This window comes from Peribacillus frigoritolerans, from assembly GCF_001636405.1.
GTDB lineage: Bacteria > Bacillota > Bacilli > Bacillales > DSM-1321 > Peribacillus > Peribacillus frigoritolerans.
In genome coordinates this window covers 3592482-3617345 of sequence record NZ_KV440950.1, presented here as the reverse complement: position 1 = coordinate 3617345, position 24864 = coordinate 3592482, and the positions used below count along the sequence as shown (strand labels likewise).

Below are 24864 nucleotides of genomic sequence, written 5' to 3'. Positions count from 1 at the left end.
GGGGGAAGAACGAAATGGGAGAAGATATCGTGATCGTGAGTGCTGTACGAACACCAATTGGTAGGTACGGTGGAGCATTTAAAGAGATTAGTTCCGGTCATTTGGCTAGCATTGCCATTAAAGAAGCGATCAAGCGGGCAAATATTGCAGCGGAACAAGTGGATGAAGTCATTTTCGGGGAGGTTAGGCAAACGACCGAATCCTCGAATGTCGCGAGGGTGGCAGCATTGCGATCAGGGATTCCCGATTCTGCACCGGCTTTTACGGTAAACCGGTTATGTGCATCTGGAATGCAAGCCATCACCTCAGCAGCACAGCAGATAAGCTCAGGTCAAGCAAATATAGTCGTTGCCGGGGGTACGGAAAGCATGAGCCGGGCACCGCTTTATTTAAGAAGTGCCCGTTTTGGGGGAGACAGGACCCAACTAGTTGATTCTAATACTGAAGCTGGGCAGCAGCCTCAAGAAATTTATGGAAAAAGTTTAGGGATGGGAATCACCGCTGAAAATGTCGCACAGCGATACAACATTTCCAGGGAAGAACAAGATGCCTTTTCAGTGGAAAGTCAACGAAGAGCGGCGCAAGCTATGGAAGAAGGAAGGTTCAAGGATGAAATCGTTCCTGTCCAGGTCTCTGACAGGAAGAGTACGGTTATCATTGAAACGGATGAATATCCACGCCCTGACACCACAATGGAAAAGCTTGCAAACTTAAAACCGGCATTCAGGGAAAACGGAACCGTCACTGCCGGTAATGCTTGTGGTCGTAATGACGGGGCGGCTGCATTGGTATTAATGAAGGCCAGTGAAGCGGAACGGTTGCAAGTACAGCCGATCGCAAAGGTCGTCGATTGGGCGACTGCCGGAGTTTCTCCTGAAGTGATGGGAATTGGTCCAGTACCAGCAGTTGGAAAACTTATGGAGCGCACCGGGAAAAAAGTTGAAGAAATTGGGCTTTTCGAATTAAATGAAGCGTTCGCTTCACAAGCATTGGCAGTAATCAGGGATTTATCGCTAGATGAAAACAAGGTGAATGTAAACGGAGGCGCCATTGCACTTGGGCACCCAGTCGGATCGACGGGCGCAAGGATCGTGACAACGCTAATACATGAACTGATTCGCAGGAAAGAAAAATATGGAGTTGCTACACTTTGTGTAGGCGGCGGCCAGGGAATGGCGATCATGATTGAAACGATATAGTCCAAAGATAAAGGAGCGGAAACCCCATACGTTTCTGCTCCTTTCCGTATATAATTTGAATCGTGCATAAGTGAGGGGGAGGAAGATTGCCTGTTGAAGTGGAGGATATTCGGAATCAATTCGAAAGTAGTGCATTCTTTTCACATATAGGGTTTGAAATCATTCGGTTTGAAGAAGGAAATGTAACGATAAAGCTAAACATTGAAGAACATTTACTTAATGTCAATGGAACACTGCACGGGGGCATTCATGCCACCATGCTGGATACCATCCTAGGAATGGTGACTCGTTCCGTTACCAAATCTAAAGTCGTGACGACAAGTTTAACAGTACATTATTTTGCCAGCATATCAAGCGGGGAACTCTTTGCGGAAGCAAAAGTCCTGCAAAAAGGATACAAAATTGCCTTTACTGAAGGAGAAATAAAAGATGCTGAAGGCAACATCATTGCTAAGGGCACAGGAATTTTTAAAATCATTCGCGATAAATGAGGCAAGGATGATCAAATTGGCTGACAAGTGACTATGCTCCATTTTAATAGTAAAAAATGAGGTGTGAAAAAATTGACTAGAACTTGGCATCGATTTTATCCGAAAGAAACCCCAGCAGAAATTGACATTCCAGTATTGTCCTTATATGGACTCCTTGAACGTTCAGCCCAACTTTACCCAACCTGCAAGGCCGTAATAGATGGGGATCGGGAAATGACATATATGGAATTAAAGGATGCCGCAGATCGTTTTGCTGTGAATTTAGACAACCGTGGATTTCAAAAAGACGATCGTATAGCAATCATGCTGCCAAATTGTCTAGAATATATCATTGCCTATTATGCCACCCATCGTTTGGGAGGTATGGTCGTTCAAGTGAACCCACTGTATAAGTCGAGTGAATTGGACTATATATTACGGGATTCCGGAGCCAATTGGTTCATTGGGCGGGAGGTTCAACGGGAAATATTAGCGCTAACAAGTTTTTCTGAAAGGTTAACGTTCATATCTGCCGAGCAATTAATGGAAACTGGAACGGATTTATCAAGGAAAGATAAGGAACTTCCTGTTCTGGACATCGACCCAAAGGAAGCTGTGGCTGTTCTTCAATATACAGGGGGAACTACAGGGAAATCAAAAGGGGTCATGCTCACGCATTTTAATTTGATCTCGAATGTATTTCAAGATTTTGCTTTCACGGCTAATGCCCTTCAACTCCAAAGTCCTGGCGAACGGATGCTTGGATTGACCCCATTATTCCATGTCTTCGGTAATGGACGATTGAATAGTGCCATATATGCCGGATCAACTTATATCACATTAGAGAAATTTGAAATAGATAAGGTGGTAGATTTGATTCGAACACATCGGCCAACCATTTTTCCTGGTGTCCCGACCATGTATATTGCTTTATTGAATCACCCGGATTTGACGGCGGACGATTTATGCTGCTTTAAGTACTGCAGCTGTGGTTCTGCGGCGCTCCCGATAGAAATCATTCAACAGTTCGAAAAAAAATTACGGGTTACAATATTAGAAGGATTCGGGATGTCGGAAACTTCCCCCACTACACACCGTAATCCAGTCATAGGACAGAAAAAACAAGGAAGTATCGGAATTCCATACCCAAATACCGATGCTAAAATCGTCGATTTGAAAACAGGCGTTGATGAATTGCAAGCAGGAGAAAGAGGCGAACTGATCATTAAAGGTCCGCAAGTAATGAAGGGATATTGGGAAAATCCTGAGGAAACGGCAACAGCTTTGCGGGATGGATGGCTTTACACTGGGGATATCGCGACGATGGATGAAGAGGGATATTTCTATATCGTAGGCAGGAAGAAAGATATGATCATTGCAAGCGGTTATAATGTTTATCCAATCGAAGTCGAAGATATTATTTATCAGCATCCAGCCGTGAAAGAGACATGTGTATATGGAGTACCGGATTCATACCGTGGGGAAACGGTAAAAGCGGCCATAGTTTTAAAGGAAGGCAAGTCAGTCACGGAGCAGGAAATCAGGGAGTTTTGCGTGCAGCGACTGGCCAGATATAAAGTGCCGCGAAGTTTTGAGTTCAGGGAGAGATTGCCAAAATCAGCTGTCGGGAAAATATTGCGCAGAATATTAATGGAGGAAGCACAGAGCCCTACTGTCGGGGGGAGATAAGCATATCAGTTATCGTAAGGGAGCTCAGATGAAACCCTAAAAAAGGAAAACCTTTATTCGAGGTTTCCCTTTTTTAGGGTTTATAGACTATAATTCTACTTTCCTTTTAGGGGAATTTCAAATGAAGTCCCATCCACCAATAATTCATGAGACTCACCATCCGCTATATCATCGGTAGTGAATGAAAAGGAATCGAGCCGATCTAATTTTGCCTCTGGATCAACCAATAAACCAATTGTGCCTTTTCTCAATTCTCCTGGTTGGTAATCTGATCGACTTACTTTTTTTGTCCCCATAAAAGTATCCCCGGAATGGATGAAATTTTTAGAAGGCACATCATATGTAAGATCATCATTGAAAGTAACATTTTCCATGCTGAAGAACTGAAGTTCCTTCGAATCTTTATTTTCAACAGAATAAGTTATCTCTAGATAAGAAACCTCTTCATCGATATCCGTTTTAGACAACGCCGCCTGTTGATCGATTTCCTCCATGGATAAATTCTCTTTATAATATATCGAATAGGCCTCTTCAAAACTCAATCCCGTATAGGACTTGAGTTCCTCTTTTACTTCATCTGTGAGTGAAGATAATTGAATCCTGCGGATATCCTTGACTGTGATGACCATTGGTGCTAATTCAAAAGCCTCATTAATAGACTTCGTTTCTAGTAATCTGAAGGTTCCCCAATTTTTTTGGCGAACCTTATCCCCGACTTTTTCAAGATGGATCCCGCCATATTCATCAACCTCAGGAATTTTGGATTCCTTGGCTTCCGCATTTTCCCCTTTTTCAGTTTTATCGCTTTTGAAATAATTTAAGGCAATCACACTTAAACAAATAAGCAATAATCCAACCATTGCTGAAATGATCCAACTTTTACGAATACTTCATCACTCCTTGTCTTAAACCATTGATGTCAAAGAATAATATACCATTTTTTTTGCAAAAGAAGGAAAGGGGAGTGCCTGAATATTGATCCTTATGATTACTAGAACATGTTCATCCAAATGATTCGAAGTTCCCTGTCCATGATAATGATTTCTCAGCTACAGTACAAGCCGTTTTATAAAAGATTCATATCATATTTATAACGAAGGGGGAATCTTGAAAAACTGAGAACATGCTTTTATTTTTTATAGTTTTCTCATCCCTGGAGACCTCTCTAGTAACAAATTTTAAAAAAAGGAGACGTTTAGGGAATGTTGTGGCCAATTAACAATGGTAAGGAAAGGTTAAATCAGCCAAATAAAAGTGCAATGCTGTCCAGGCAAGAGATAAAAGCCATTGAGTCCTGGATATCTCAAATAGGGATATTCCAAATATATATAACCGCTGGACAATTAGTATCTACCGCCAGAAAAACGCTCAAGTTCAAGTATAAAATAATCGGGCATGGTTTTAACCGGGTTGTCTATGATTTAAATAATGGCTATATTTTAAAAATTGCATTGTCACAAGTAGGACTAATAAGCAATGCAAATGAAGCCTATATATACAATAACTGTAATGAGGAAGTCAAAAGATATTTATGTCCAGTTAAGGAGTATGGGACGGGCTGGATAATCATGAAGAAGGTGGACACGAAAGTGCCGTTTGCAATCAAGGAATATACGAAACTGTTCAAGTTGGAATTAAAATTCCTGAGGCACGGTATTATCCCAATAGATTTGCGTTTAGATAATGTCGGATATAATGAGAATGATGAAATGGTCGTCATTGATTACGGTCTATTCACCATGGATCTCAAAAGCCCCGTGCTGCGATGGCTTGTTTGATGAGGTGTCTATCCAAAGAAAATATAAAATTGATTTACAATGAGGTGATTAGGCGAAGCGGTGAATCTTGTGCTCTCTTGATTTTATCGAATAGTCTAAATGAAAGAAGCATGTTACGAAGGGCTTTTTTGTGCAACATGCTTTTTTTATGGTTTAAAGGATCATAACTGATGACACAACGCTAGCCACCTTTTTATCATTTTGAAATAAATCTGCAAGTACATAAGCGGTTTTTTTTCCGATTCGGTCTACTTTTGCTTCAACTTGTACGTCTCCTAATCTTACTGGTCGATGAAAGGTAGTATGTAAATCAATGGATGCGAAGGATTGTCCGATGCTTAATTTAGATGATATCGCATAAGCCATCATGATATCTGCTGCAGAAGTAACAAATCCACCCATTGCTACACCAATTCCGTTAATAAACTTTTCATCCACTTTCCATACACCTCTCGCAATTCCATCCTGGGCATAATTTGCTTCAATCTGTAACGTTAGATCACAATTCGGAGGTTGTTTCCCCTCTGTAATAACTTGTAAAAGTTCGTTTCCTTTAGATGGTTCCCCCATTAAAATGCCCCCCTTGAATAAGTTTGAAACTACAGAGTATTCTAACATATATCTTGATGTCAATGAAGTTATTGATTTTACAAATAAAGTAATTAGAGACCCGATATCATGGTGGATTTGACTTCCACTCCAGGCACTCGCTTTCCGCGGGCGGTCTGTGGAGCCTCCTCGGCTTCCGCCTGCGGGGTCTCCCCTAGACACGTTTTCCCGCAGGAGTCTCGTACCTTCCGTTCCAATCAACTTGTATACAAAAATTCAGATGAAACCCTTTTGTATAAAAAGTTGCTCGGAATGGTCTTACCCTGAACCATGAAATATTATTAGGTGTGGACTTGATTTCCCCTCCAGGAACTCGCTTTCCGCGGGCGGTCTGGGGAGTCTCCTCGGCTTCCGCCAGCGGGGGGTCTCCCCTAGACACGTTTTCCTGCAGGGGTCTCGTACCTTTCGTTCCAATCAACTTTGTTTTATTTAGATAGAATCCTTTTGTCTACAAACTAGAAAATTTTTGTTTGCCGACAGTCTTTTTTTTTGGGGTTTATAAAATGGGAACGTTGATTTCCCCTTCAGGCACTCGCTTTCCGCGGGCGGGCGGGAGCCCCCTCGGCGCGCCTGCGGGGTCTCCCATGCCACGCTTTTCCCGCAGAGTCTCGTACCTTTCGTTCCAATCAACTTAGTTTTATTTAGATAGAATCCTTTTGTCTACAAACTAGAAAATTTTTGTTTGCCGACAGTCTTTTTTTTTGGGGTTTATAAAATGGGAACGTTGATTTCCACTTCAGGCACTCGCTTTCCGCGGGCGGGCGGGAGCATCCTCGGCGCGCCTGCGGGGTCTCCCATGCCACGCTTTTCCCGCAGAGTCTCGTACCTTTCGTTCCAATCAACTTAGTTTTATTTAGATAGAATCCTTTTGTCTGCAAACTAGAAAATTTTTGTTTGCCGACAGTCTTTTTTTTGGGGTTTATAAAATGGGAACGTTGATTTCCACCCCAGACACTCGCTTTCCGCGGGCTGGCGGGAGCCTCCCCGGCGCGCCTGCGGGGTCTCCCATGCCACGCTTTTCCCGCAGGAGTCTCGTACACCCGCTCCAATCAACTTTGTGTTTTAAAAGAAAAAACTGTAGGCTGGTCTAATCACGAACCATGTTTAAGACCTGTTTATATTTCATATTTTTTCCTGTATTCCTTAATGGATTGAAGAAATTTACGATACCCCTGTCGAAAAACTGGCTAGCCTAGATCCCACAAGCGCTTGCGTCGAGGAGGCTTGGCAGACAGTCGGCGGAAAGGGAGCGGATTTCTGAAATCAGCTGTAATGATTTCTAGAAAAAACTGTAGGCTGATCTCACACCGAATTATGTTTGAGACCAGTTTATCCTTTAAGTTTTTTTCACCTATAATCCTAATTGGATGGAAGAAAATTGCGACACTCCTGCCGAAATACTGGCTAGCCGAGACCCCACAGGCGCTCGTGCCGAGGAGGCTTGGCAGACAGTCGGCGGAAAGGGAGCGGATTTCTGGAATCAGCTGGAATGTTTTCTAGAAAAAACTGCAGGCTGATCTCACACCGAATAATGTTTGAGACTAGTTAATCCTCCTAGTTTGTTTTTTTACTATAATTCTTAATAGATTGAAGAAATTTACGATACTCCTGTCGAAAAACTGGCTAGCCCAGACCCCACAGACACTTGCGTCGAGGAGGCTCGGCAGGCAGTCGGCGGAAAGGGAGCGGATTTCTGAAATCAACGGGAATATTATTTTATAAAAAACTGCAGGGAAGTTCGAAATTGATAATTATCTAAAAAATCAAAAACTTCTTCTTTTTCTAATTAAATTGTGATAGTGTATAAAACAAAGAAGTATTTCCTTCGTCATAATTTCAAAAAGAAGTATTTAATTCATCGGAAAGGAGTGATATGGTGGAACATCTTCCATTTAAATTATTAGTAAAAGAAAAATTTGACCATCTATCGGCAGGTCAAAAAAAAGTTGCCGCTTATCTGATTGAAAATTTGGATGAAGCCGCCTTTAAAACGGCATTTCAAATTGGTAGGGAAGCGGAGGTTAGTGAAACAACGGTCATTCGGTTTTCCTATTCATTGGGATTTGAAGGGTTTAGTAAAATGCAGTCGAGGATTCAAAAACAGCTGCTGCACCAAAATCAAATAGACTTATCCAATACTGATTCCATTCTCCACATTGATGACAAGCAAGATCCCTTTACAAAAGTGATAGAAAACGAAGTACATATTTTAAGACATCTATTAGATCATACGAACGTTCAGGACATATGGAAAGCAGTCGATGTTCTGATCCAGGCTGACCAAATATTGATTGCAGGACATCGGGTTTCCCATGCCGCCGCCTATTGGTTCTCCTATACGCTAAGTTCATTAAGGGAAAATGTAAGTTTATGTTCACCTACAGGAGACTTCTATGAAAAGTTTTGTAATCTCACAAATAAGTCTGCATTAGTTGTTTTTTCCTTTCCAAGATATGCAAACGAAACATTAAAAGTTGCTGAGTGTGCCAAAGAACAAGGAGTTTGTTTAATTTCAGTTACAGACCGCCTTCTGTCACCAGTTGGACGCATCTCTGATATTTCTCTGACAACTGAAGAAAACGCAGAAACCGGAACCAATTCAATCGCTTCCGTTATTAGCTTGTTGGACTTGGTCATTGCAGGCATCCATCAAAAAGACGAAAAACGGATATATACCCATCAGCAAAAATTAGAAAGGCTATATTCAAGTTATGAGGTGTTTAATGAATGAGTTTTTAATAAAGTTAAAATTCATGTAAAGGAGGAGGGGCATCATTATGGACCCGATTCAATATATTGATCAGCATCAAGAAACATTGATGAAGTCCTACCATGACTTGCATTCTTTGGCTGAGCCAAGCTGGAAGGAAGAAAGCACGTCTTGCTATATTTTAAAATGTCTTAGGGAAGCGGGCATCACCGTAAAAACATTTCAGAGCCATTATGGAATCATTGCCGAGATCCCAGGCATTTCAAAAAAGGTTGTAGCATTAAGGGCTGATATGGATGCGCTTGTTCAGGAAGTAGATGGAGTTGTTAAGGCTAATCATTCATGTGGGCACGACGCACATAGCACGATGGTTTTATATACAGCGTTGGCAATTGCCTCCAGCGGAATCCGGCCTAAGCACACTCTCCGATTTATATTTCAGCCTGCAGAAGAAAAAGGGGAAGGCGCTCTTCAAATGATCAATGATGGAGCGTTGGAGAATGTTACATATTTATTCGGGGTACATGTAAGACCAAGTACGGAGGTTCCTTATATGAAGGCTTCCCCCGTCATTGTCCATGGCTCAGCCGAAACAATAAGGGGGACAATCAAAGGCCTTCAGGCTCATGCATCCCGTCCGCAAGATGGAATAAATGTAATCGAGGGAGCAGCTTTGCTTGTCCAAAAATTACAGCAGTTTAATCTGGAAACCGAAATTCCTTATTCCATCAAAATGACTCAATTTGAAACAAACAATAAAGCATCAAACGTTATCCCGGAAACAGCTGTCTTTGCTATTGATGCCAGGGCACAGTCAAATGATGTAATGAATGAACTAAATCGCTTAACAAAGGATGCTTTTGAACAGACAATGGAACAAACTGAAACATCGATCTCCTGGTCTGCGGAAGAATTTGTCCCAGCTGCGACCTTGAATGAAAAGGCGATAAAGCTGGCTGAGGCCGCAATTGCAGATATCCTTGGGATGGAAAATGTCGTTTCAGTCTGTGTTTCTCAAGGAGGAGAGGATTTTCATTTTTATACAGCCGAAAATCCTGATATAACTGCAACCATGATAGGGTTAGGCTGCGATCTAACGCCTGGTCTGCACCATCCGGATATGAAGTTTAATTTACAAGCACTTATTTATGGAACGAAAATTTTAATTAACACAGTCATGATGGCGGCAGAAGAGTAAAATTTTTCACTTGAAAAATTAATGAAGGGGTGTTTTATGGAAAATACCGCACAAACATCACAAACCGGGGACCATACAACTGCTGATGAAAAACAACTGGAGCGAAAACTCAAACCAAGGCATCTTTCGATGATTGCAATCGGCGGCACCATTGGAACGGGGCTATTTTTAGCGAGCGGTTCCATTATTCATACTGCGGGTCCTGGAGGAGCTGTGGCTGCCTATATTATTGCCGGGATCATGGTTTACTTTCTGATGACAAGCTTAGCCGAAATGGCTGCCCTTATTCCTATTACAGGCTCTTTTAGTACCTATACATCAAGGTTTGTCGATCCTGCATTGGGATTTGCGATTGGGTGGAATTATTGGTATAACAATGCAATCGTAGTCGCACTGGAATTAGCAGCTTCCTCCCTGATAATGAAATATTGGCTTCCTTCTGTTCCGGGCATCATTTGGAGCGCATTATTTCTTGCAGTCATATTTGGCCTTAATATTTTATCGGTAAAAGGATATGGAGAATCAGAATTCTGGTTTGCCATTATAAAGGTTTTGACGATTATCATTTTTATTGCAGTAGGTTTATTAATGATTGTAGGAATCATGGGAGGGGATGCCGTAGGTTTTGAAAATATCACCAAAGGGGAGGCACCGTTTAAAGGAGGCTTTTTATCTATTATAAGTGTCTTTATGGTGGTAGGATTTGCCTTTCAAGGTACCGAGTTAGTAGGAATTGCGGCCGGCGAGAGTGAAAACCCAAGAAAAAATATACCAAAGGCCATTAAGCAAATCTTCTGGAGACTCCTCTTGTTTTATGTATTGGCGATAATCGTGATTGGATTTTTAATAAGCTATAATGATCCGCGTTTGTTAAGCTCGGATATTGAAGATATTGCGGTAAGTCCCTTCACTCTAGTTTTTCAAAACGCTGGGCTTGCCATCGCTGCATCCGTTATGAATGTGGTCATTCTTACTTCCGTTCTTTCTGCAGGCAATTCGGCCATGTACGGAGCTTCTCGCGTGCTTTGGGTGCTGGCGAAAGAAGGCAAAGCCCCTTCATTTCTAAAAAAAGTGAATTCAGGCGGCATTCCAGTGAACGCTGTGTACTTTTCTACCATCGTTGGGATGGCAGCTTTCCTGACCTCTCTTTTCGGTGAAGGCACGATTTATACTTGGTTATTGAATGCTGCAGGATTATCCGGATTTTTATCCTGGTTAGGAATCTCGATTACACATTATCGTTTCCGGAAGGCATATATTGCACAAGGTAGAGATTTGAAAGATTTGCCTTATGTATCAAAATGGTATCCATTCGGTCCGATATTAGCCACACTTTTATGTGTTACGGCAATCCTGGGACAAAATTACTCTGCATTTTTCGGTCCTGAGATTGATTGGTATGGAATTTTAATTTCCTATATCGGACTTCCTTTATTTTTCCTGGCTTTTCTAGGTTATAAAATCGTAAAGAGAACAAAAATGACTCCATTGCAAGAGGCCGATTTCAGTAAAGTGGAATAACCTCTTTTTTTAAAAAACAGAAAGGTATTTCTTATTAAGAAAGACCATTTACATGATTGCTCCAGTGCCTCGTAACGACAAGCCGTCAGCTTGGGACTGCCTTGTCATCTTATGTTGTCAATCAGGGCACTTGTGCTATACCTAGGAGGTTGACCATGACGAAATCACAGGAAATTGTAATTCGTTCTATTCATGGAATTGATGAACTGGAAGACGTAAGAAAGCTAGAGTCCAGCATTTGGGGAGAAACCGACTCAATCCCCGCACACCAAACCTTAACAGCCGTGAAAAACGGCGGTTTGGTAATAGGAGCTTATTGCGAGGAGAAGCTGATTGGATTTCAATACAGCTTTCCGGGATTCAATGGGCAATCAGCCTATCTTTGTTCACATATTCTAGGAATTGATGAGCAATTTCGCAACAAAGGTATAGGGGAAAAGTTAAAGTCAGCACAACGTGACGAGGCGATAAAGCTCGGCTATTCCCTTATTACCTGGACATACGATCCATTGGAAAGTGTTAATGGGTATTTAAATATAGCCAAGCTTGGCGGGGTATGCTCCACATATATACCAAACTGCTATGGTGAAATGGAAGATCTATTAAACAGCGGAATTCCTTCTGACCGCTTTCTTGTCGAATGGCATATTGGTAAAAAAGAGACAATGGATACTAGAGGAGGGGGAATGCCGCTGGACTTTGTGATGGAAAACTCGCTTATTCAATGGGATACCATTGAAAAGGGATTGCCAGTTCCATCGTTCACTCGCCCGCTGCCTGAACAAGAATGTGAAACAGCTTTTGTGGCCCTTCCAAAGGACTTCCGAACAATAAGAGTCACAAATATTCAAGCGGCCAATGAGTGGCGGATGAAAACCAGGGACATATTTACCGGATTATTTCAGCAAGGATGGCAGATAACAGGCTTTATGAAGAATTCCATGACGGAAATTCCCGTTCAGTTTTATATGCTATCAAGGAAATGAACTAGAAGAGTATATATAATGTTTAGTAATTTCAGGCTGTGTAAGCCTATTAAAAAAATTTGTAAGACTGTGTCCATCAACAGTTTTATCACAGAAGGAGAATTTCTAAGTGAAAATTAAACAAGTTATTCTAAGGCATCTTAAGCTAGACTTGCTTGAACCTTTTACAACTAGCTTTGGGACGGAATACGATAGGGATTTTATCCTTGTGGAAGCCATAAGCGATGATGGCATTTCCGGTTGGGCTGAATCGGTTGCGATGCTCGACCCCCTGTATAATGAAGAGACCTTAAAAACAAACTGGCATATTCTAGAAGACTATCTAATTCCAATAATCTTAAAAAATGAAATCAAGCATCCTGATGAAATTTCCGAAAAATACTTCACCCATATTCGCGGAAATTATATGGCAAAAGCCGCTTTAGAGGGTGCCGTTTGGGATTTGTATGCTAAAAAGCAAGGTGCTTCTCTTTCAAATGTGTTAGGTGGAACAAAAAAGAAAATTGAAGTGGGGGTAAGCATCGGAATAAAGGATTCGATTAATTCGACCATGGATATAATTGAGGCTCGTCTCGGTGAAGGCTATAAACGTTTTAAACTAAAAATCAAACCGGGCTGGGATGTTGAATTAATAGACAAGGTACGAAAAGTATATCCTGAAATCCCGCTCATGGCCGATGCAAATTCAGCTTATACCTTAAAAGATATTGACCGGTTATCCGCCTTGGATGATTTTAATTTAATGATGATTGAGCAGCCGCTTGCCTATAATGATATCATTGACCATGCAGATTTACAGTCAAGGTTAAAAACACCTATTTGCCTGGATGAAAGCATACACTCTTTAGAGGATGCCAGGAAAGCTATTAAATTGGGCAGCTGTAAAATTATTAATATCAAGATTGGCCGTGTCGGAGGTTTGACTGAATCTAAGAAAATCCATGATTTATGCCTAGAACATGGCATTCCGCTATGGTGTGGAGGTATGCTGGAATCAGGCATTGGAAGAGCTCATAATATTGCAATCACTTCACTCCCGAACTTCACTCTTCCCGGTGATACCGCAGCTTCCTCCCTCTATTGGGCAGAAGATATCACTGACCCTGAAGTTACAGTGGAAAACGGAATGATCAGTGTTCCAGAATTGCCTGGAATCGGCTTTGAACCAAGCATGGAAAAAATCAATAAGTATACTATACACAGTCAAACCTATCATTTAAGTGAGAATGTTGCTAGAAAAGCCTAGGGTGCTACAACATTACATAAAGGCATGATTCCCGAAAAGGGGAGCATGCCTTTTTTATTTATAATCCATTTTCCATTCAAAATATATTGTAATTCGACTTTCTGCCATGTATGGTGTTATGAAATGCAGATTAGCTTTTCTTATATTCTTTTAAAAGTTATCATAATAGAGTCTTTGTCCATTGTATATATACACATTTATGATACAAAACTGCATGTATAGAAAAAAGGGGTGAGGCGATGCGAAATTTACATACTATCTGTGCCGTAATAACCGTCTACCTTTTCTTTTTTTGCTGTTTCTTTCCTTCAGCAGTCCATTCGGAAGCCCAAAAAGTGATACGGGTTGCAGGGGATAATAACTTTCCACCTTTTGAATACTTGAGCGATTCGGGTGTTTATACCGGTTTTAATGTGGATATAATGAACGCCATTTCTATCGAGACTGGCATTAGGTTCGAATACTATCCCATGCCATGGAACGAGGCAGTACAAGCTATGCGCTCTGGAAAAGTGGATGCGATTCAAGGCATGAAGTACAATCAAGAACGTGAAGAGATTTATGATTTTTCAGCTCCGTATTTCACAAGTTCACAAGGGATTTTTGTGTTGAAAGATAATATGTATATCCGAAAAATCGAAGATCTTAAAGGCCGGAAAGTAGCTGTACAAAAAGGAGATGTTGCAAGCGGTCTATTAAGGAAAGTCGATCGTTTGAAATTGGTGGAAACTAATAATCAACAAGAAGCCGTTCAGTCACTGATCGACGGTAAAGTGGATGCTTTCATTGGAAATCGGATTACGGGTCAATATTTTCTACAGAAAAATGAGCAGCAATCACTCATTAAGATTGTCGGTGAGCCACTTGACACTACAAAATACGCTGTAGCTGTGATGCCGAAAAACAAAGAGTTGCTGACACTATTCAATCAGGCAATTTCTCAAATCAAGAAAGATGGAACGTATGAAAAGGTAGAGAAAAAGTGGTTCGGCGAATATATCCTGCCAAATACTCAACGGCTACGCAAAACGTTGTTGTATTTGGAAATTGGTATTATTCTTACCTTCATTCTGATTTCTCTCATCTTATGGTGGAATCTCAGCCTTAAACGAGAAGTGGCTAAGCGAACCGAGCAAATTGAGCACGTGAATAAAGACTTGGAAGAGAAGATGCTGCTTCTTGAGGAAAACATCAACTTTCAGCAGCAAGTATTAAACAGTACCTACAGTTCGCTTATTACACTGAATCAGCAAGGTCTTGTATCGATGATTAATGTTAGGGCCATGGAATATTTGGGGGTGGACGGTAATGTTGTTGGAAAACGTTTTCAGGATCTGCCAACTGCCCGTTTCATCCCGGAAAAGGAGATTAAGGCTGCATTAGAAAAAAAGAGAGTTTTCTTGCAAAAGGAAACGGTATGGTCTCATTATGCGAGCAAAAAAAGGCATATAACTTACAGCATGTATCCAATTCAGACTATTGGGGGAGAAAGTGTAGGTGCGGTGTTGAATTTTTTCGATAGTACGGAACAAAAACAACTGGAGAGAAAAGTAGCTCAGGATGACCGATTGCGTTCATTGGGTCAACTCGTGGCTGGTATCGCTCATGAAATAAGAAATCCGTTAACATCCATCCTTACCTATACGCAATTGCTGCCGAAAAAATTTGCAAGCGCAGATTTCCGAACATTCTTTTCCGAACAGGTCACTAGTGAAATCACCCGACTTAATACATTGATTAACGATTTGCTCGATTATGCCCGCCCTAAAAAATCAGAGCCTGTCACATTTTCGCTGAATGAGGCCATGGCAGGGATTGAGCTATTGCTTAAGCCGAAAATCAAAGAAAAAAACCTGAGCATTGTTCGAGAGTTCGCTGGAGACATTCAGGCAACTGCAGATACACAGCAGATCAAACAAGTACTGGTGAACGTCATTCTCAATGCCATACAGGCGTCCAATACAGGGGGAACACTTATTTTTCGGGCATACTATCGGGATGTGTTCACTGTCGTTGAAATCGAGGATGAAGGAATTGGGATTTCGGAAGAAGACATTGATAAGATCTTTGAACCGTTTTACACCAGGAAACCCAACGGGGTCGGGCTAGGGCTTTCTATTACGTATCAGCTTGTCAAAGAAAATGATGGCATTATCGAGACAAGAAGTGAAGTAGGAAAGGGAACAGTAGTGACCATTTGTTTACAGCATTAATACAGAAAGGGTGAAGACGATGCACGATATCATGATTATTGATGATGAGCCAACCATATGTCAGTCACTTACGTTTGCATTGGAAGACCAGTATCACGTTTATTCGTTTACAGACCCACGTGAAGCGCTTCCGCTTTTCGAAAGAGCGGAAATCGCCATCGTATTGCTGGATTTAAAAATCGGGGGATATAATGGGATGGAAGTGTTAGAAGAAATCAAACGCCTCTCCCCCTCGACTGTTGTCATTATGATGACGGCCTACGGCACCATTCCATCTTCCGTGGAAGCAATGCGTAAGGGGGCGTTTTCATATGCGACAAAGCCGCTTCATATTGATGAATTGGAAGTGCTGATGCAAAAAGCAGAAGAAGTATACACCCTTCAGTCCAAAGTGAAATGGCTAAGTGAAGAATTGGATAAAGTGGCAGGTGTGAACGGCCTCATCGGTGAAAGCTTGGCCATGCGCAAAATATTCTCCCTCATCGAAAAAGTGAAGGATATCGATTCCAACATTCTCATAGAAGGGGAAAGTGGAACCGGTAAAGAAGTCGTCGCCAGAACCATCCATAATCAAAGCAAGCGCAGAAACAAAAAGTTTCAGGCTATTAATTGTGCCGCCATTCCGACTCACCTGTTGGAATCAGAATTATTTGGATACGAAAAGGGCGCATTTACAGGGGCGACACAGCGAAAATATGGACTTTTTGTGCTGGCGGAAGGAGGAACAATCTTTCTTGACGAAATCGGTGAGATGGATTTGGCACTGCAGGGGAAAATTTTGCGCGTTCTACAAGAGAGAAAGGTAATGCCCGTTGGCGGGATAGAAGAAGTCAGCATTGATGTCCGGATCATTGCAGCGACAAACAGAGACTTGGTTAAAGAAGTAAAAGAGAATCGATTTCGTGAAGATTTATATTACAGATTAAATGTGATTCCGATTCACCTTCCGGCTTTACGTGAACGAAAAGAGGATATTCCTTTGCTGTTGGAATTTTTCATTGCAAAAATTGGTGATCGAATGGGAAAACCTGTAGAAGGAATTTCCCATGAAGCGCTGCAACTTTTACAGCAATATGACTTTCCAGGAAATATTCGTGAACTGCAGAACGTGATTGAAAGAGCAATAGCGCTAACGAATGATTCTTACATACAGAAAGACGATTTACCTTCCGACATCCAAAAAAGCTCACGCCCATTTTTCGGCAATACCCTAATCCCCGTATATGTCGGCGAACCGCTTGAAGAAATCGAAAAAAGAGTGATACTTCATAACCTTGCCACTTTTAACGGTCATCAAAGGAAGACAGCGCAAACAATTGGCATCGGGGAGAGGACATTGCGGGACAAGTTAAAGAAATATCGGGAAGAAAAGTAGGCGAAAATTGCCGAGCGGCAATTTTCGCCTACTTTTTATATTGAATATATCTGAATTTTCCACTGTTTTTATGGAAATGGACCTGGCATGAAACTTGCTTAATAAAATTGTTGTAAAACCATTAAGCAGAATGGAGGGAACATAGATATACAACATAATGGTCTACAGAGCTGGACTGAAAGTTACAGTGCGGCGAAAGCGGGGATGTGCAAAATGAATCAGGCAGGATAAGTCAATGGCCTATCCAAACTTAACGAAAACAAAAGGACAAGCCATTGAACCAGAGCTTCTATAACAGTACATCCCGAAATTTATTGGCGATTGCAAATATGAAGTATTTTTATTTATGGGGAGGAAAAATAAATGTATGCGTTACCAAATATGGATTTATGGAAAGGCAGAACAGATAGTCTAATAGATAAAGATGAATTTAGAATTCATCAAATAGTTAAAGATAATCAAACAACATCAGCAAATAATACATGTGGAATAATAGGGTTCTCTTGTGAAGAAGGCGTACGCAGGAATAAAGGAAGACTTGGAAGCAAAGAAGCTCCCAATGAAATACGTAAATCTTTATCATCTCTATCTTGGCACGGCCAATCAGCAGATAGCCTAGTTGATTTCGGAAATATCATTTGTGAAAATCAACAGTTAGAAGCAGCTCAAGCTGAATTGGAAAGCCACGTAGAGAAAATATTATCTAAAAATATGTTTCCTGTTATTTTGGGGGGCGGACATGAAACCTTTTATGGTCATTATCTAGGAATTAGGTCGAGTGTTGGACCCAATGCCAAAATAGGCATTCTTAACATTGATGCTCATTTTGATTTACGCTCTTATGAAGAAGTAACTTCTTCTGGAACGATGTTTAAACAAATATTAGATAATGATCATCAAGCTAGTTATTTGCCAATTGGCATTCAACGTTATGGAAATACTAAAAAAATATTTGACACTGCAACTGCACTTGGTTGCTCTTGGATATTGGAAGAAGAATTAGTAGGTGAAAACTCTGAAGAAAACGAAAATAAAATTCTGAATTTTATAAATCAACATGATTATATTATATTAACACTTTGTATGGATGTTATAAACGCTTCTGAAGCACCGGGTGTGAGTGCCCCTTCCTCATTTGGTCTTTCAGGAAAAATGGTTAGACAATTAATTCGTAAGATTACTTCACATACGAAAACTATTTCATTTGATATCTGTGAAGTGAATCCATCATTAGATTGTGATAATCGGACTGTAAAACTAGCTGCAAACCTAATAAATGAAGTATTCATGTGTGTGGAGGGGAGATAAGCAATATGAACATCGAGATTAATCAAACGATCACTATTTTTTTAGCGATACTGCTCTTAGCACTAGGCGGGATCATCGTTAAGAATGTCAAATTATTTAGACACTTTTGTATCCCAGCACCCGTTGTTGGGGGATTACTTTTTGCAATCGTCGCTACAAGTCTTAAAACCTTTTTAAACATAACCATTTCATTGGATACGACACTCCAGGGCTTATTCATGTTAACATTTTTTACGTCCGTTGGATTGGGTGCCAGTTTCCAATTAGTAAAAGTCGGCGGTAAATTATTATTAATATATTGGTTGTTATGTGGGTTTCTGGCATTTGCTCAAAATTTAATCGGAATTTCTTTAGCACCCGTTTTTGGGATTGATCCATTGATTGGCATGATGGCAGGAGCAATTTCCATGGAAGGCGGCATAGGTGCAGCTACAGCATTTGGCGGTACGATTGAATCACTGGGAATTCAATCTGCACAAGCAATTGGAATAGCAGCAGCTACATTAGGATTAGTGTTTGGTGGATTAGTTGGAGGTCCCACTGTAAAGTATTTAATTAATAAACACAAATTAACACCAAGTAAAGAGGATATTGAAATTCAAGAAAAGAAAGAAATGGAAGACAAAATAGAATTAAATGTAGCTTCATTCATGAAACAAGTGTTAATACTGACATTTTGTATGGCTTTAGGTTCATATCTAGGAGAGTTATTTTCGGCAAAGACAGGTTATGTTTTACCGAACTATGTTGGAGCAATGATAGTGGCTGTAATAGTCAGGAATATTTTAGATAAAATAAACGGGAAAATTATCGAAATGCCTAGTATTAATTTTATTGGAGATATCACTTTAGGTATTTTCTTATCTATGGCATTAATGAGTATAAAATTATGGGAAGTTGCTGACCTTGCTTTACCAATTATTTTAATTGTGGTGATACAAGTAATTTTCATTATCCTTTTAAGTATATTCATCATGTTTCGTTTTCTTGGCAAAAACTACGATGCGGCAGTTATGGTTGGAGGTTTCATCGGACATGGTATAGGGGCTACACCGAATGCCATGGCAAATATGTCAACAATCACTGCGAAATATGGACCTTCAAGTAAAGCATATTTAATCGTTCCGATAGTCGGTGCATTTCTTATTGATGTTTTTGCCATGCCAATCATCATTATAAGTATTAATCTATTTAAATGATAATTTGTTATTAAATAAGGAATCAAAAAATATAGTGTTACCGAATGTTTTTGGGAATGCCAAAAACATTCGGTATTGATTTTTTTTATTCCGAAATTGCCCATATAGTAGGTAATTCACAATGGTTTTTCTGTATGATTATTCATGCACCGGAACCCTATCAATTTCGCATCATCTACATGTATGTATCGTATCGTTTCACAGCCTGATTTAGTAAGAATGCTGCTGCGGTGATCAGAGGTCAGTGGAATTAAGCTCTCTTATGCATCTTTGTTAATGATATCCATACTGGCCGAAATTGAATTGCACTGAAAAAGTTTAATAATTAAAGGGGAGAAAATCATTGTCATTTTCACTAAAAATAATAAAGAAAAGTGAACAAATAACCAGTCTTTGGTCAGGTGGTAAAACAACTCAACTAGCCATTTATCCTGAAGAAGCTGATTACTCGAACCGTTATTTCAAATGGCGGATAAGCACAGCAGAAGTCGAGGTGGACGAATCCTTATTTACTCACCTTCCAGGCATTCAGAGAATCATCATGATCCTTGATGGTGAAATGTCGTTGCAACATCAGGGAAAGCCCAGTGTGCATTTAAGCCCATTTGAACAGGATCGGTTTGATGGTGGCTGGACAACCCGCAGTATTGGGAAGGTCACTGACTTTAATTTGATGTTAGCGGAAGGATGTGAAGGTGACATCAGCACGATTCATATGAATGATGGAACCCATGCGGAAGTGCTGGATAATCGGTATTCTTCGAAAAGAACCGACGCCTTCTATTGTTTCAAAGGAAGGAGTAGAATGAATATCGATGAAAAAGAGACAATTGTTTTAGAGCAAGGTGACTTAATAACCTTAAACAGAGATCATACCTCCAACAAATTAAATATAAAGTTATCAAATCACGATGACGACTCTACTGCAACAATTATTAAGGTGAGTATTTTTTATTGATAGAGAAATTCTGGTTCCAGTGCAAAAAACATTCACTAGAAGTATAGTTTCATTCAAATTTTGCGGTTAAAAGCATATCCAAATAACTTTTGTAGGAGGACCTGCAGACAAAACGCGGATATATTACATAACCAAGACGATTATGCTGCAATTGATCTTGTAAAAGTTCAGTCGTAAAGTTCCAAAAAAGTATAGGCTTAAACGCCGACGGTATTGTAGGTCCCAATACATATAATGCATTGGGTCTGAAAAAGCAGACATCCAACGTAGCTAATGTGAATAAAACAAGCCAGCACATTAGAGATGAAAATAGTAGAAACGAGAAGAGAAGGATTTTCCAGTGTTCATAACAAAAATGGCGAATTAGTAGAAGGAAAATATCTATATATCATTCGAAACAAGAACTTGAAATTACATCACTTGCAAAAAGACTCAGGAACAAGCAGCACTCATATTCGAATTAACGTGAAAAAATTCATTCAAGTTCTTTATTTTGAAACGAAGCGATCGATTAGGAATCATTATTTATATAAACAATGCGAAAGAACAAGTACTACTATACACTGTTCTTTCGCATATTTGCATGCGTAAAAAAAGGTGAGTGCGTTTACATTTCAGAATATTCCAAAATAAATAGTGTAGGCTCGTGTAGTTTTTTGTAGGATGATGTAATTTCGATGATAAAGTAAATGAAATGTTAAGATTTATTAACAATGCTAATCGTTAAGTATTCAGAGTCATGGTAGCAAAGGTCAAAAAGTAAAAAAAGAGCTTAAGCATATTGAAAAAGGGAAAGTGAGGAAAGTAAATGAAGAAATTCAAATTAAGTTTAGCTAGCCAAATTTTCATTGGTTTAATTCTAGGGATTATCGTTGGTGCCATTTTTTATGGTAATGAGTCGGCCCAAAACTTTTTACAGCCATTCGGAGACATTTTCCTACGAATGATTAAAATGATCGTAGTGCCGATCATCGTATCCAGCCTTATCGTTGCAGTTGCCGGTGTAGGTGACTTGAAAGCGGTAGGAAAACTAGGTGCTAAATCATTATCATACTTTGTTGTCGTAACGATGATTGCGATTGCCATTGGTTTAATTTCCGCGAATATCATCCAGCCTGGTGCTGGTGTGAATATGAATAACCTGGAACAAACTGATATCTCCACATATGTTGATACAGCTGAAACTAAGCAGCATGAATCGTTCGTAGATACACTTGTACACATCGTGCCATCCAATCCAGTTAAAGCCATGGTAGAAGGCGATATGCTAGCGATCATTTTCTTCTCCGTGTTGTTTGGACTAAGTATTGCGGCCATCGGTGAAAAGGGTAAACCGGTATTCCGTTTCTTCCAAGGTGTAGCTGAAGGAATGTTCTACCTAACTAACATGGTCATGAAATTCGCTCCTATCGGAGTATTTGCACTAATCGGTGTAACTATCTCCAAGTTCGGTTTGGAGTCTTTAATTCCGTTAGGAAAGTTAGCGCTTTCTGTTTACGGAACAATGATCTTCTTTGTAATTGTCATTCTGGGTCTTATTGCAAAATTTGTAGGATTCAATATCTTTACGTTGATTAAGCTTCTAAAAGAAGAATTGATTCTTGCTTTCTCTACAGCAAGTTCAGAAGCGGTTCTTCCGAAGATCATGGAAAAAATGGAGAAAGCGGGATGTCCGAAACATATTGCTACATTTGTCATTCCGACTGGATACTCCTTTAACCTTGATGGTTCTACATTATACCAAGCGTTAGCAGCTATCTTCATCGCTCAAATGTATGGAATCGATTTAAGCATGTATGAGCAAATTACGCTAATGCTAGTGTTAATGATCACATCCAAAGGGATTGCGGGTGTACCAGGTGTATCTTTCGTAGTTCTTCTAGCGACATTGGGAACTGTCGGTATCCCAATTGAAGGTCTAGCATTTATTGCCGGTATCGACCGTATTCTTGATATGGGACGTACAGTAGTAAACGTTATCGGTAATTCACTTGCGGCAATCGTCATCTCTAAATGGGAAGGTCAATTCAATGAAGTGAGAAATGAAGTCGCATAATGTTGCAGACCGAGTATAATGACTAAGAATTGGAATCGGAATTCTCTTTGAAGAAATTAACGTAAATGAATGGAAATTCATCCTCAACATAACCGCGATAGTGTTTTTTATGGTTCTGGTGCAAAAACTTCAAAATTATAGTTGGGAAGAGATGGACTCTTTATCTGAAGCAAATAATCCATAACATCTTAGAGCGTTTTCCAAATTTTGATTATTATCTACTATTTACCAATCTTCCGCAATCGGGCGCGATTCTATAAGAATTACTTTTCTTATAGGATTAACGGGTGCGTTCGTACTATAAGGTCGACCGGATTTTGAACTGACCCCCTAAAGTTAGACAGGTTATATCGTTAGGCAGCATGTTGGGCATGAGCTCGGTATTGTACCGGGCTCATGCCTTTTAATTTTGCCTTGATTCGTTTGTGATTATAGTATTCTATCTATTTTGCTAGTATCTTGTTTAAAGTGTTCCACACTTTAAAATTCTATTAAATAAAGAAGTTCCGATTTCATGATACCAGAGAAATTTTCCATAACAGCGTTATCGTAACCATTCCCTTTGCGAACCAGAAAATATACTAGTTGATTAATATGGTCAATGAAACTATGTTATTTAACCTGACATGCTAATTGCTTTTTTTTCCATTACCAATTATATTTAAAAAATACCTTCTATGAATGGGGAAATATGTGAGGCAATGGTCCAGAAAGGTAAAAAATTATACTAGTCCTCTTTGGTTAAAGAAATTTATAAACAAAGGTGGGTATGAGATGGGCTTGTTAGGTAGAGTGGTTTTTTTAAAAAGATTAAGAGATGAACTGTTTGAAAAAAGAAAACAAGGAGTCACTGACCTTCAAATTGATGAAATTGACAAGCAAATACGGAAGATTAATATAGAGATACAGAATATGAGGAAGATGATGGAATAATTATTTTCTTATTTTAAATTTACCCGACTTGAACGATTGTTACCATCCGAATTTTTTAAATGGGGAGGCTCTTCATGTGGTAGCACTACAGACTGTACAGAAAGGAGTTTTAACCGCTTCCTTACATGTACGAATCGCTGGGGCATTAAATGATGCGCTAACGACTACCTGTATGACTCATGCTTCGCTTGAATTCCGTAGGTTCCTCTACCATTTACAGCTACTGCCTTAATCTAACGAGCCGAAAGCCGTGAGATTAAGGCATTAGTAGAATATTTTTACACAAAACCATTTAAGATAAAAACCAACTTCATGACTTAATCTAAGGGTTTTTTCTTCAATTAGTAGGGAGTTGCATGGGCAGCTCTTTTTCTTTAGGTGCTAAAGAGGCAGATTAGTTCGGTTCATGGATGGTGATACAGTTAAGTGGTTTGATCATACAATTAAGATAGTAATTCGAAGGGGAGTATTAAAATGATTATTGATTGCCATTTTCATGTGGATGAAACAATGTTGACTCTAGAAAAAATGATAGAGGGTATGGATAAAAATGATGTAACCAAAACAGCGCTAATTGCCCCCATGAACGGAACAATGTTTGAATTGGATAGCATTTTTCAACAAGGTTTACAACACTTATTCCGATTTCTAATTCTAAATGTACCTCAAATTGGGCTCGGAATTTATGATGGTCTAGTAAAGGATGGCTATTTGAAACTTTATGGAAATTCATACAAGATTTTCACCAAGCCGGACAATGATATTGTTGCTACTGCAATTGATCGATTTCCAGACCGGTTTCTAGGCTGGGTAGCAGTTAACCCTATGACTCATGTATCAGTGGAAGAGGTAGAATTATATCTTAATAAACCTGGTTTTATTGGAGTGAAAGCCCATCCATTCATGCATGAATATAATATTAAGGCACTTGATCCAGTTGCAGCTATGTGTGAAACAAGAGGTATACCTATGATTATTCATCTATCTTCAGAACCAGACTCCTATAAGTACTTACCTGAAAATTACCCTGAACTTAAATTAATTTATGCTCACGCCGGTCTTCCTTCTTGGAAAAAACTATGGAACTACGTCAAGAATCAACCTAATGTATTTGTTGATACCTCAAGTGATTATCTTAATCCATCTATTGTAAAGAAGGCAGTGGAATCTTTAGGATATCGTAAAGTTCTTTATGGCTGCGACGGACCATATGGAATGAAAAAATTTAATGAATATGACTATTTGACAAAGAAAAGTTGGGTTGATTCACTTCAAATTCCTGATAATCAAAAGGAATATATACTTGGAAAAAACTTTTTAGCATTGATTGATTAATTCAAAACTCTATCAATAGATCAATTAGCAAGTGGGGTAAGGAAGTTCCCTTTTCATTGTGAATATAGAGATTAACTGAAA

The 24864-nt window shown here is 39.7% G+C and carries 20 protein-coding genes and 2 pseudogenes; 19 read left to right on the top strand and 3 right to left on the bottom strand.

Annotation, left to right across the window (positions count from 1 at the left end):
• Positions 1-14: 14 nt before the first annotated feature.
• The 3 genes from A6755_RS17195 to A6755_RS17185 all read left to right on the top strand — a co-directional run bounded on the left by A6755_RS17195 (position 15) and on the right by A6755_RS17185 (position 3358).
• The gene (locus A6755_RS17195; RefSeq protein WP_063591455.1) at positions 15-1199 is read left to right on the top strand and encodes a thiolase family protein; all 1185 of its coding nucleotides are present in this window, start codon (positions 15-17) and stop codon (positions 1197-1199) included.
• A gap of 86 nt (positions 1200-1285) precedes the next feature.
• On the top strand, positions 1286-1690 hold the full coding sequence (locus A6755_RS17190; protein ID WP_034312881.1) for a PaaI family thioesterase: 405 nt from the start codon (positions 1286-1288) through the stop codon (positions 1688-1690).
• Positions 1691-1753: 63 nt separating this feature from the next.
• Entirely contained in the window at positions 1754-3358 is a 1605-nt protein-coding gene (locus tag A6755_RS17185; RefSeq protein ID WP_084737860.1) for a long-chain-fatty-acid--CoA ligase, read from the top strand.
• Positions 3359-3453: 95 nt separating this feature from the next.
• Here A6755_RS17185 and A6755_RS17180 read toward each other — a convergent pair whose 3' ends face one another.
• Positions 3454-4218: a hypothetical protein gene (locus A6755_RS17180; RefSeq protein WP_084737858.1), complete on the bottom strand. Its 765-nt coding sequence runs from the start codon at positions 4216-4218 to the stop codon at positions 3454-3456.
• 342 nt (positions 4219-4560) lie between these two features.
• On the opposite strand from A6755_RS17180, the gene A6755_RS17175 reads away from it, so the two are divergent.
• Positions 4561-5136, top strand: a complete 576-nt coding sequence (locus A6755_RS17175) for a hypothetical protein (protein ID WP_063591452.1) — start codon at positions 4561-4563, stop codon at positions 5134-5136.
• Positions 5137-5289: 153 nt separating this feature from the next.
• On the opposite strand, the gene A6755_RS17170 is transcribed toward A6755_RS17175, so the two are convergent.
• Positions 5290-5706: a PaaI family thioesterase gene (locus A6755_RS17170; protein WP_034312878.1), complete on the bottom strand. Its 417-nt coding sequence runs from the start codon at positions 5704-5706 to the stop codon at positions 5290-5292.
• 1912 nt (positions 5707-7618) lie between these two features.
• On the opposite strand from A6755_RS17170, the gene A6755_RS17155 reads away from it, so the two are divergent.
• The 12 genes and pseudogenes from A6755_RS17155 (at position 7619) to A6755_RS17105 (ending at position 22515) form a co-directional block, all read left to right on the top strand.
• On the top strand, positions 7619-8476 hold the full coding sequence (locus tag A6755_RS17155; protein ID WP_034312876.1) for a MurR/RpiR family transcriptional regulator: 858 nt from the start codon (positions 7619-7621) through the stop codon (positions 8474-8476).
• A gap of 46 nt (positions 8477-8522) precedes the next feature.
• Complete coding sequence (locus A6755_RS17150) at positions 8523-9653, top strand: amidohydrolase (protein ID WP_063591449.1); 1131 nt, start codon at positions 8523-8525, stop codon at positions 9651-9653.
• A gap of 36 nt (positions 9654-9689) precedes the next feature.
• Positions 9690-11174: an amino acid permease gene (locus tag A6755_RS17145; RefSeq protein ID WP_053534639.1), complete on the top strand. Its 1485-nt coding sequence runs from the start codon at positions 9690-9692 to the stop codon at positions 11172-11174.
• Between the two features lie 155 nt (positions 11175-11329).
• The gene (locus A6755_RS17140) at positions 11330-12160 is read left to right on the top strand and encodes a hypothetical protein (protein ID WP_063591448.1); all 831 of its coding nucleotides are present in this window, start codon (positions 11330-11332) and stop codon (positions 12158-12160) included.
• A gap of 109 nt (positions 12161-12269) precedes the next feature.
• Complete coding sequence (gene menC / locus A6755_RS17135) at positions 12270-13406, top strand: o-succinylbenzoate synthase (protein ID WP_063591447.1); 1137 nt, start codon at positions 12270-12272, stop codon at positions 13404-13406.
• 239 nt (positions 13407-13645) lie between these two features.
• Positions 13646-15619 carry a transporter substrate-binding domain-containing protein gene (locus tag A6755_RS17130; RefSeq protein WP_063591446.1) on the top strand — a complete coding sequence of 658 codons (1974 nt, stop codon included), beginning with the start codon at positions 13646-13648 and terminating at the stop codon, positions 15617-15619.
• 19 nt (positions 15620-15638) lie between these two features.
• Positions 15639-16994 carry a sigma-54-dependent transcriptional regulator gene (locus tag A6755_RS17125; RefSeq protein WP_063591445.1) on the top strand — a complete coding sequence of 452 codons (1356 nt, stop codon included), beginning with the start codon at positions 15639-15641 and terminating at the stop codon, positions 16992-16994.
• A 363-nt stretch (positions 16995-17357) separates the two neighbouring features.
• Positions 17358-18302 carry a formimidoylglutamase gene (hutG, locus tag A6755_RS17120; protein WP_063591444.1) on the top strand — a complete coding sequence of 315 codons (945 nt, stop codon included), beginning with the start codon at positions 17358-17360 and terminating at the stop codon, positions 18300-18302.
• Positions 18303-18307: 5 nt separating this feature from the next.
• Entirely contained in the window at positions 18308-19501 is a 1194-nt protein-coding gene (gene gltS, locus A6755_RS17115; protein WP_034312856.1) for a sodium/glutamate symporter, read from the top strand.
• Between the two features lie 343 nt (positions 19502-19844).
• Positions 19845-20459 carry a HutD/Ves family protein gene (locus tag A6755_RS17110; protein ID WP_034312846.1) on the top strand — a complete coding sequence of 205 codons (615 nt, stop codon included), beginning with the start codon at positions 19845-19847 and terminating at the stop codon, positions 20457-20459.
• 176 nt (positions 20460-20635) lie between these two features.
• A pseudogene (locus tag A6755_RS26230) lies at positions 20636-20809 on the top strand (peptidoglycan-binding domain-containing protein); the annotation flags it as partial.
• Between the two features lie 458 nt (positions 20810-21267).
• The gene (locus A6755_RS17105) at positions 21268-22515 is read left to right on the top strand and encodes a cation:dicarboxylate symporter family transporter (RefSeq protein ID WP_063591443.1); all 1248 of its coding nucleotides are present in this window, start codon (positions 21268-21270) and stop codon (positions 22513-22515) included.
• A gap of 353 nt (positions 22516-22868) precedes the next feature.
• Here the strand turns inward: A6755_RS17105 and A6755_RS26225 are convergent.
• Positions 22869-23088, bottom strand: a pseudogene (locus A6755_RS26225) (IS3 family transposase); the annotation flags it as partial.
• Positions 23089-23289: 201 nt separating this feature from the next.
• On the opposite strand from A6755_RS26225, the gene A6755_RS27140 reads away from it, so the two are divergent.
• The 3 genes from A6755_RS27140 to A6755_RS17095 all read left to right on the top strand — a co-directional run bounded on the left by A6755_RS27140 (position 23290) and on the right by A6755_RS17095 (position 24783).
• Positions 23290-23448: a hypothetical protein gene (locus tag A6755_RS27140; RefSeq protein WP_156319545.1), complete on the top strand. Its 159-nt coding sequence runs from the start codon at positions 23290-23292 to the stop codon at positions 23446-23448.
• Between the two features lie 76 nt (positions 23449-23524).
• Positions 23525-23680, top strand: coding sequence for a hypothetical protein (locus tag A6755_RS27135; RefSeq protein WP_174878732.1), 156 nt, complete (start codon positions 23525-23527; stop codon positions 23678-23680).
• Between the two features lie 242 nt (positions 23681-23922).
• Positions 23923-24783, top strand: a complete 861-nt coding sequence (locus A6755_RS17095; protein WP_063591442.1) for an amidohydrolase family protein — start codon at positions 23923-23925, stop codon at positions 24781-24783.
• Positions 24784-24864: the final 81 nt, after the last annotated feature.

What these genes read in the sequence shown, in the direction of transcription:
- A6755_RS17195 (WP_063591455.1), top strand. Translation starts at nt 15, where the DNA reads ATGGGAGAAGATATCGTGATCGTGAGTGCTGTACGAACACCAATTGGT.
- A6755_RS17180 (WP_084737858.1), bottom strand. Translation starts at nt 4,218, where the DNA reads ATGGTTGGATTATTGCTTATTTGTTTAAGTGTGATTGCCTTAAATTAT.
- A6755_RS17175 (WP_063591452.1), top strand. Translation starts at nt 4,561, where the DNA reads ATGTTGTGGCCAATTAACAATGGTAAGGAAAGGTTAAATCAGCCAAAT.
- A6755_RS17170 (WP_034312878.1), bottom strand. Translation starts at nt 5,706, where the DNA reads ATGGGGGAACCATCTAAAGGAAACGAACTTTTACAAGTTATTACAGAG.
- A6755_RS17155 (WP_034312876.1), top strand. Translation starts at nt 7,619, where the DNA reads ATGGTGGAACATCTTCCATTTAAATTATTAGTAAAAGAAAAATTTGAC.
- A6755_RS17150 (WP_063591449.1), top strand. Translation starts at nt 8,523, where the DNA reads ATGGACCCGATTCAATATATTGATCAGCATCAAGAAACATTGATGAAG.
- A6755_RS17145 (WP_053534639.1), top strand. Translation starts at nt 9,690, where the DNA reads ATGGAAAATACCGCACAAACATCACAAACCGGGGACCATACAACTGCT.
- A6755_RS17140 (WP_063591448.1), top strand. Translation starts at nt 11,330, where the DNA reads ATGACGAAATCACAGGAAATTGTAATTCGTTCTATTCATGGAATTGAT.
- A6755_RS17130 (WP_063591446.1), top strand. Translation starts at nt 13,646, where the DNA reads ATGCGAAATTTACATACTATCTGTGCCGTAATAACCGTCTACCTTTTC.
- A6755_RS17125 (WP_063591445.1), top strand. Translation starts at nt 15,639, where the DNA reads ATGCACGATATCATGATTATTGATGATGAGCCAACCATATGTCAGTCA.
- hutG (WP_063591444.1), top strand. Translation starts at nt 17,358, where the DNA reads ATGTATGCGTTACCAAATATGGATTTATGGAAAGGCAGAACAGATAGT.
- gltS (WP_034312856.1), top strand. Translation starts at nt 18,308, where the DNA reads ATGAACATCGAGATTAATCAAACGATCACTATTTTTTTAGCGATACTG.
- A6755_RS17105 (WP_063591443.1), top strand. Translation starts at nt 21,268, where the DNA reads ATGAAGAAATTCAAATTAAGTTTAGCTAGCCAAATTTTCATTGGTTTA.
- A6755_RS27140 (WP_156319545.1), top strand. Translation starts at nt 23,290, where the DNA reads ATGGGCTTGTTAGGTAGAGTGGTTTTTTTAAAAAGATTAAGAGATGAA.
- A6755_RS17095 (WP_063591442.1), top strand. Translation starts at nt 23,923, where the DNA reads ATGATTATTGATTGCCATTTTCATGTGGATGAAACAATGTTGACTCTA.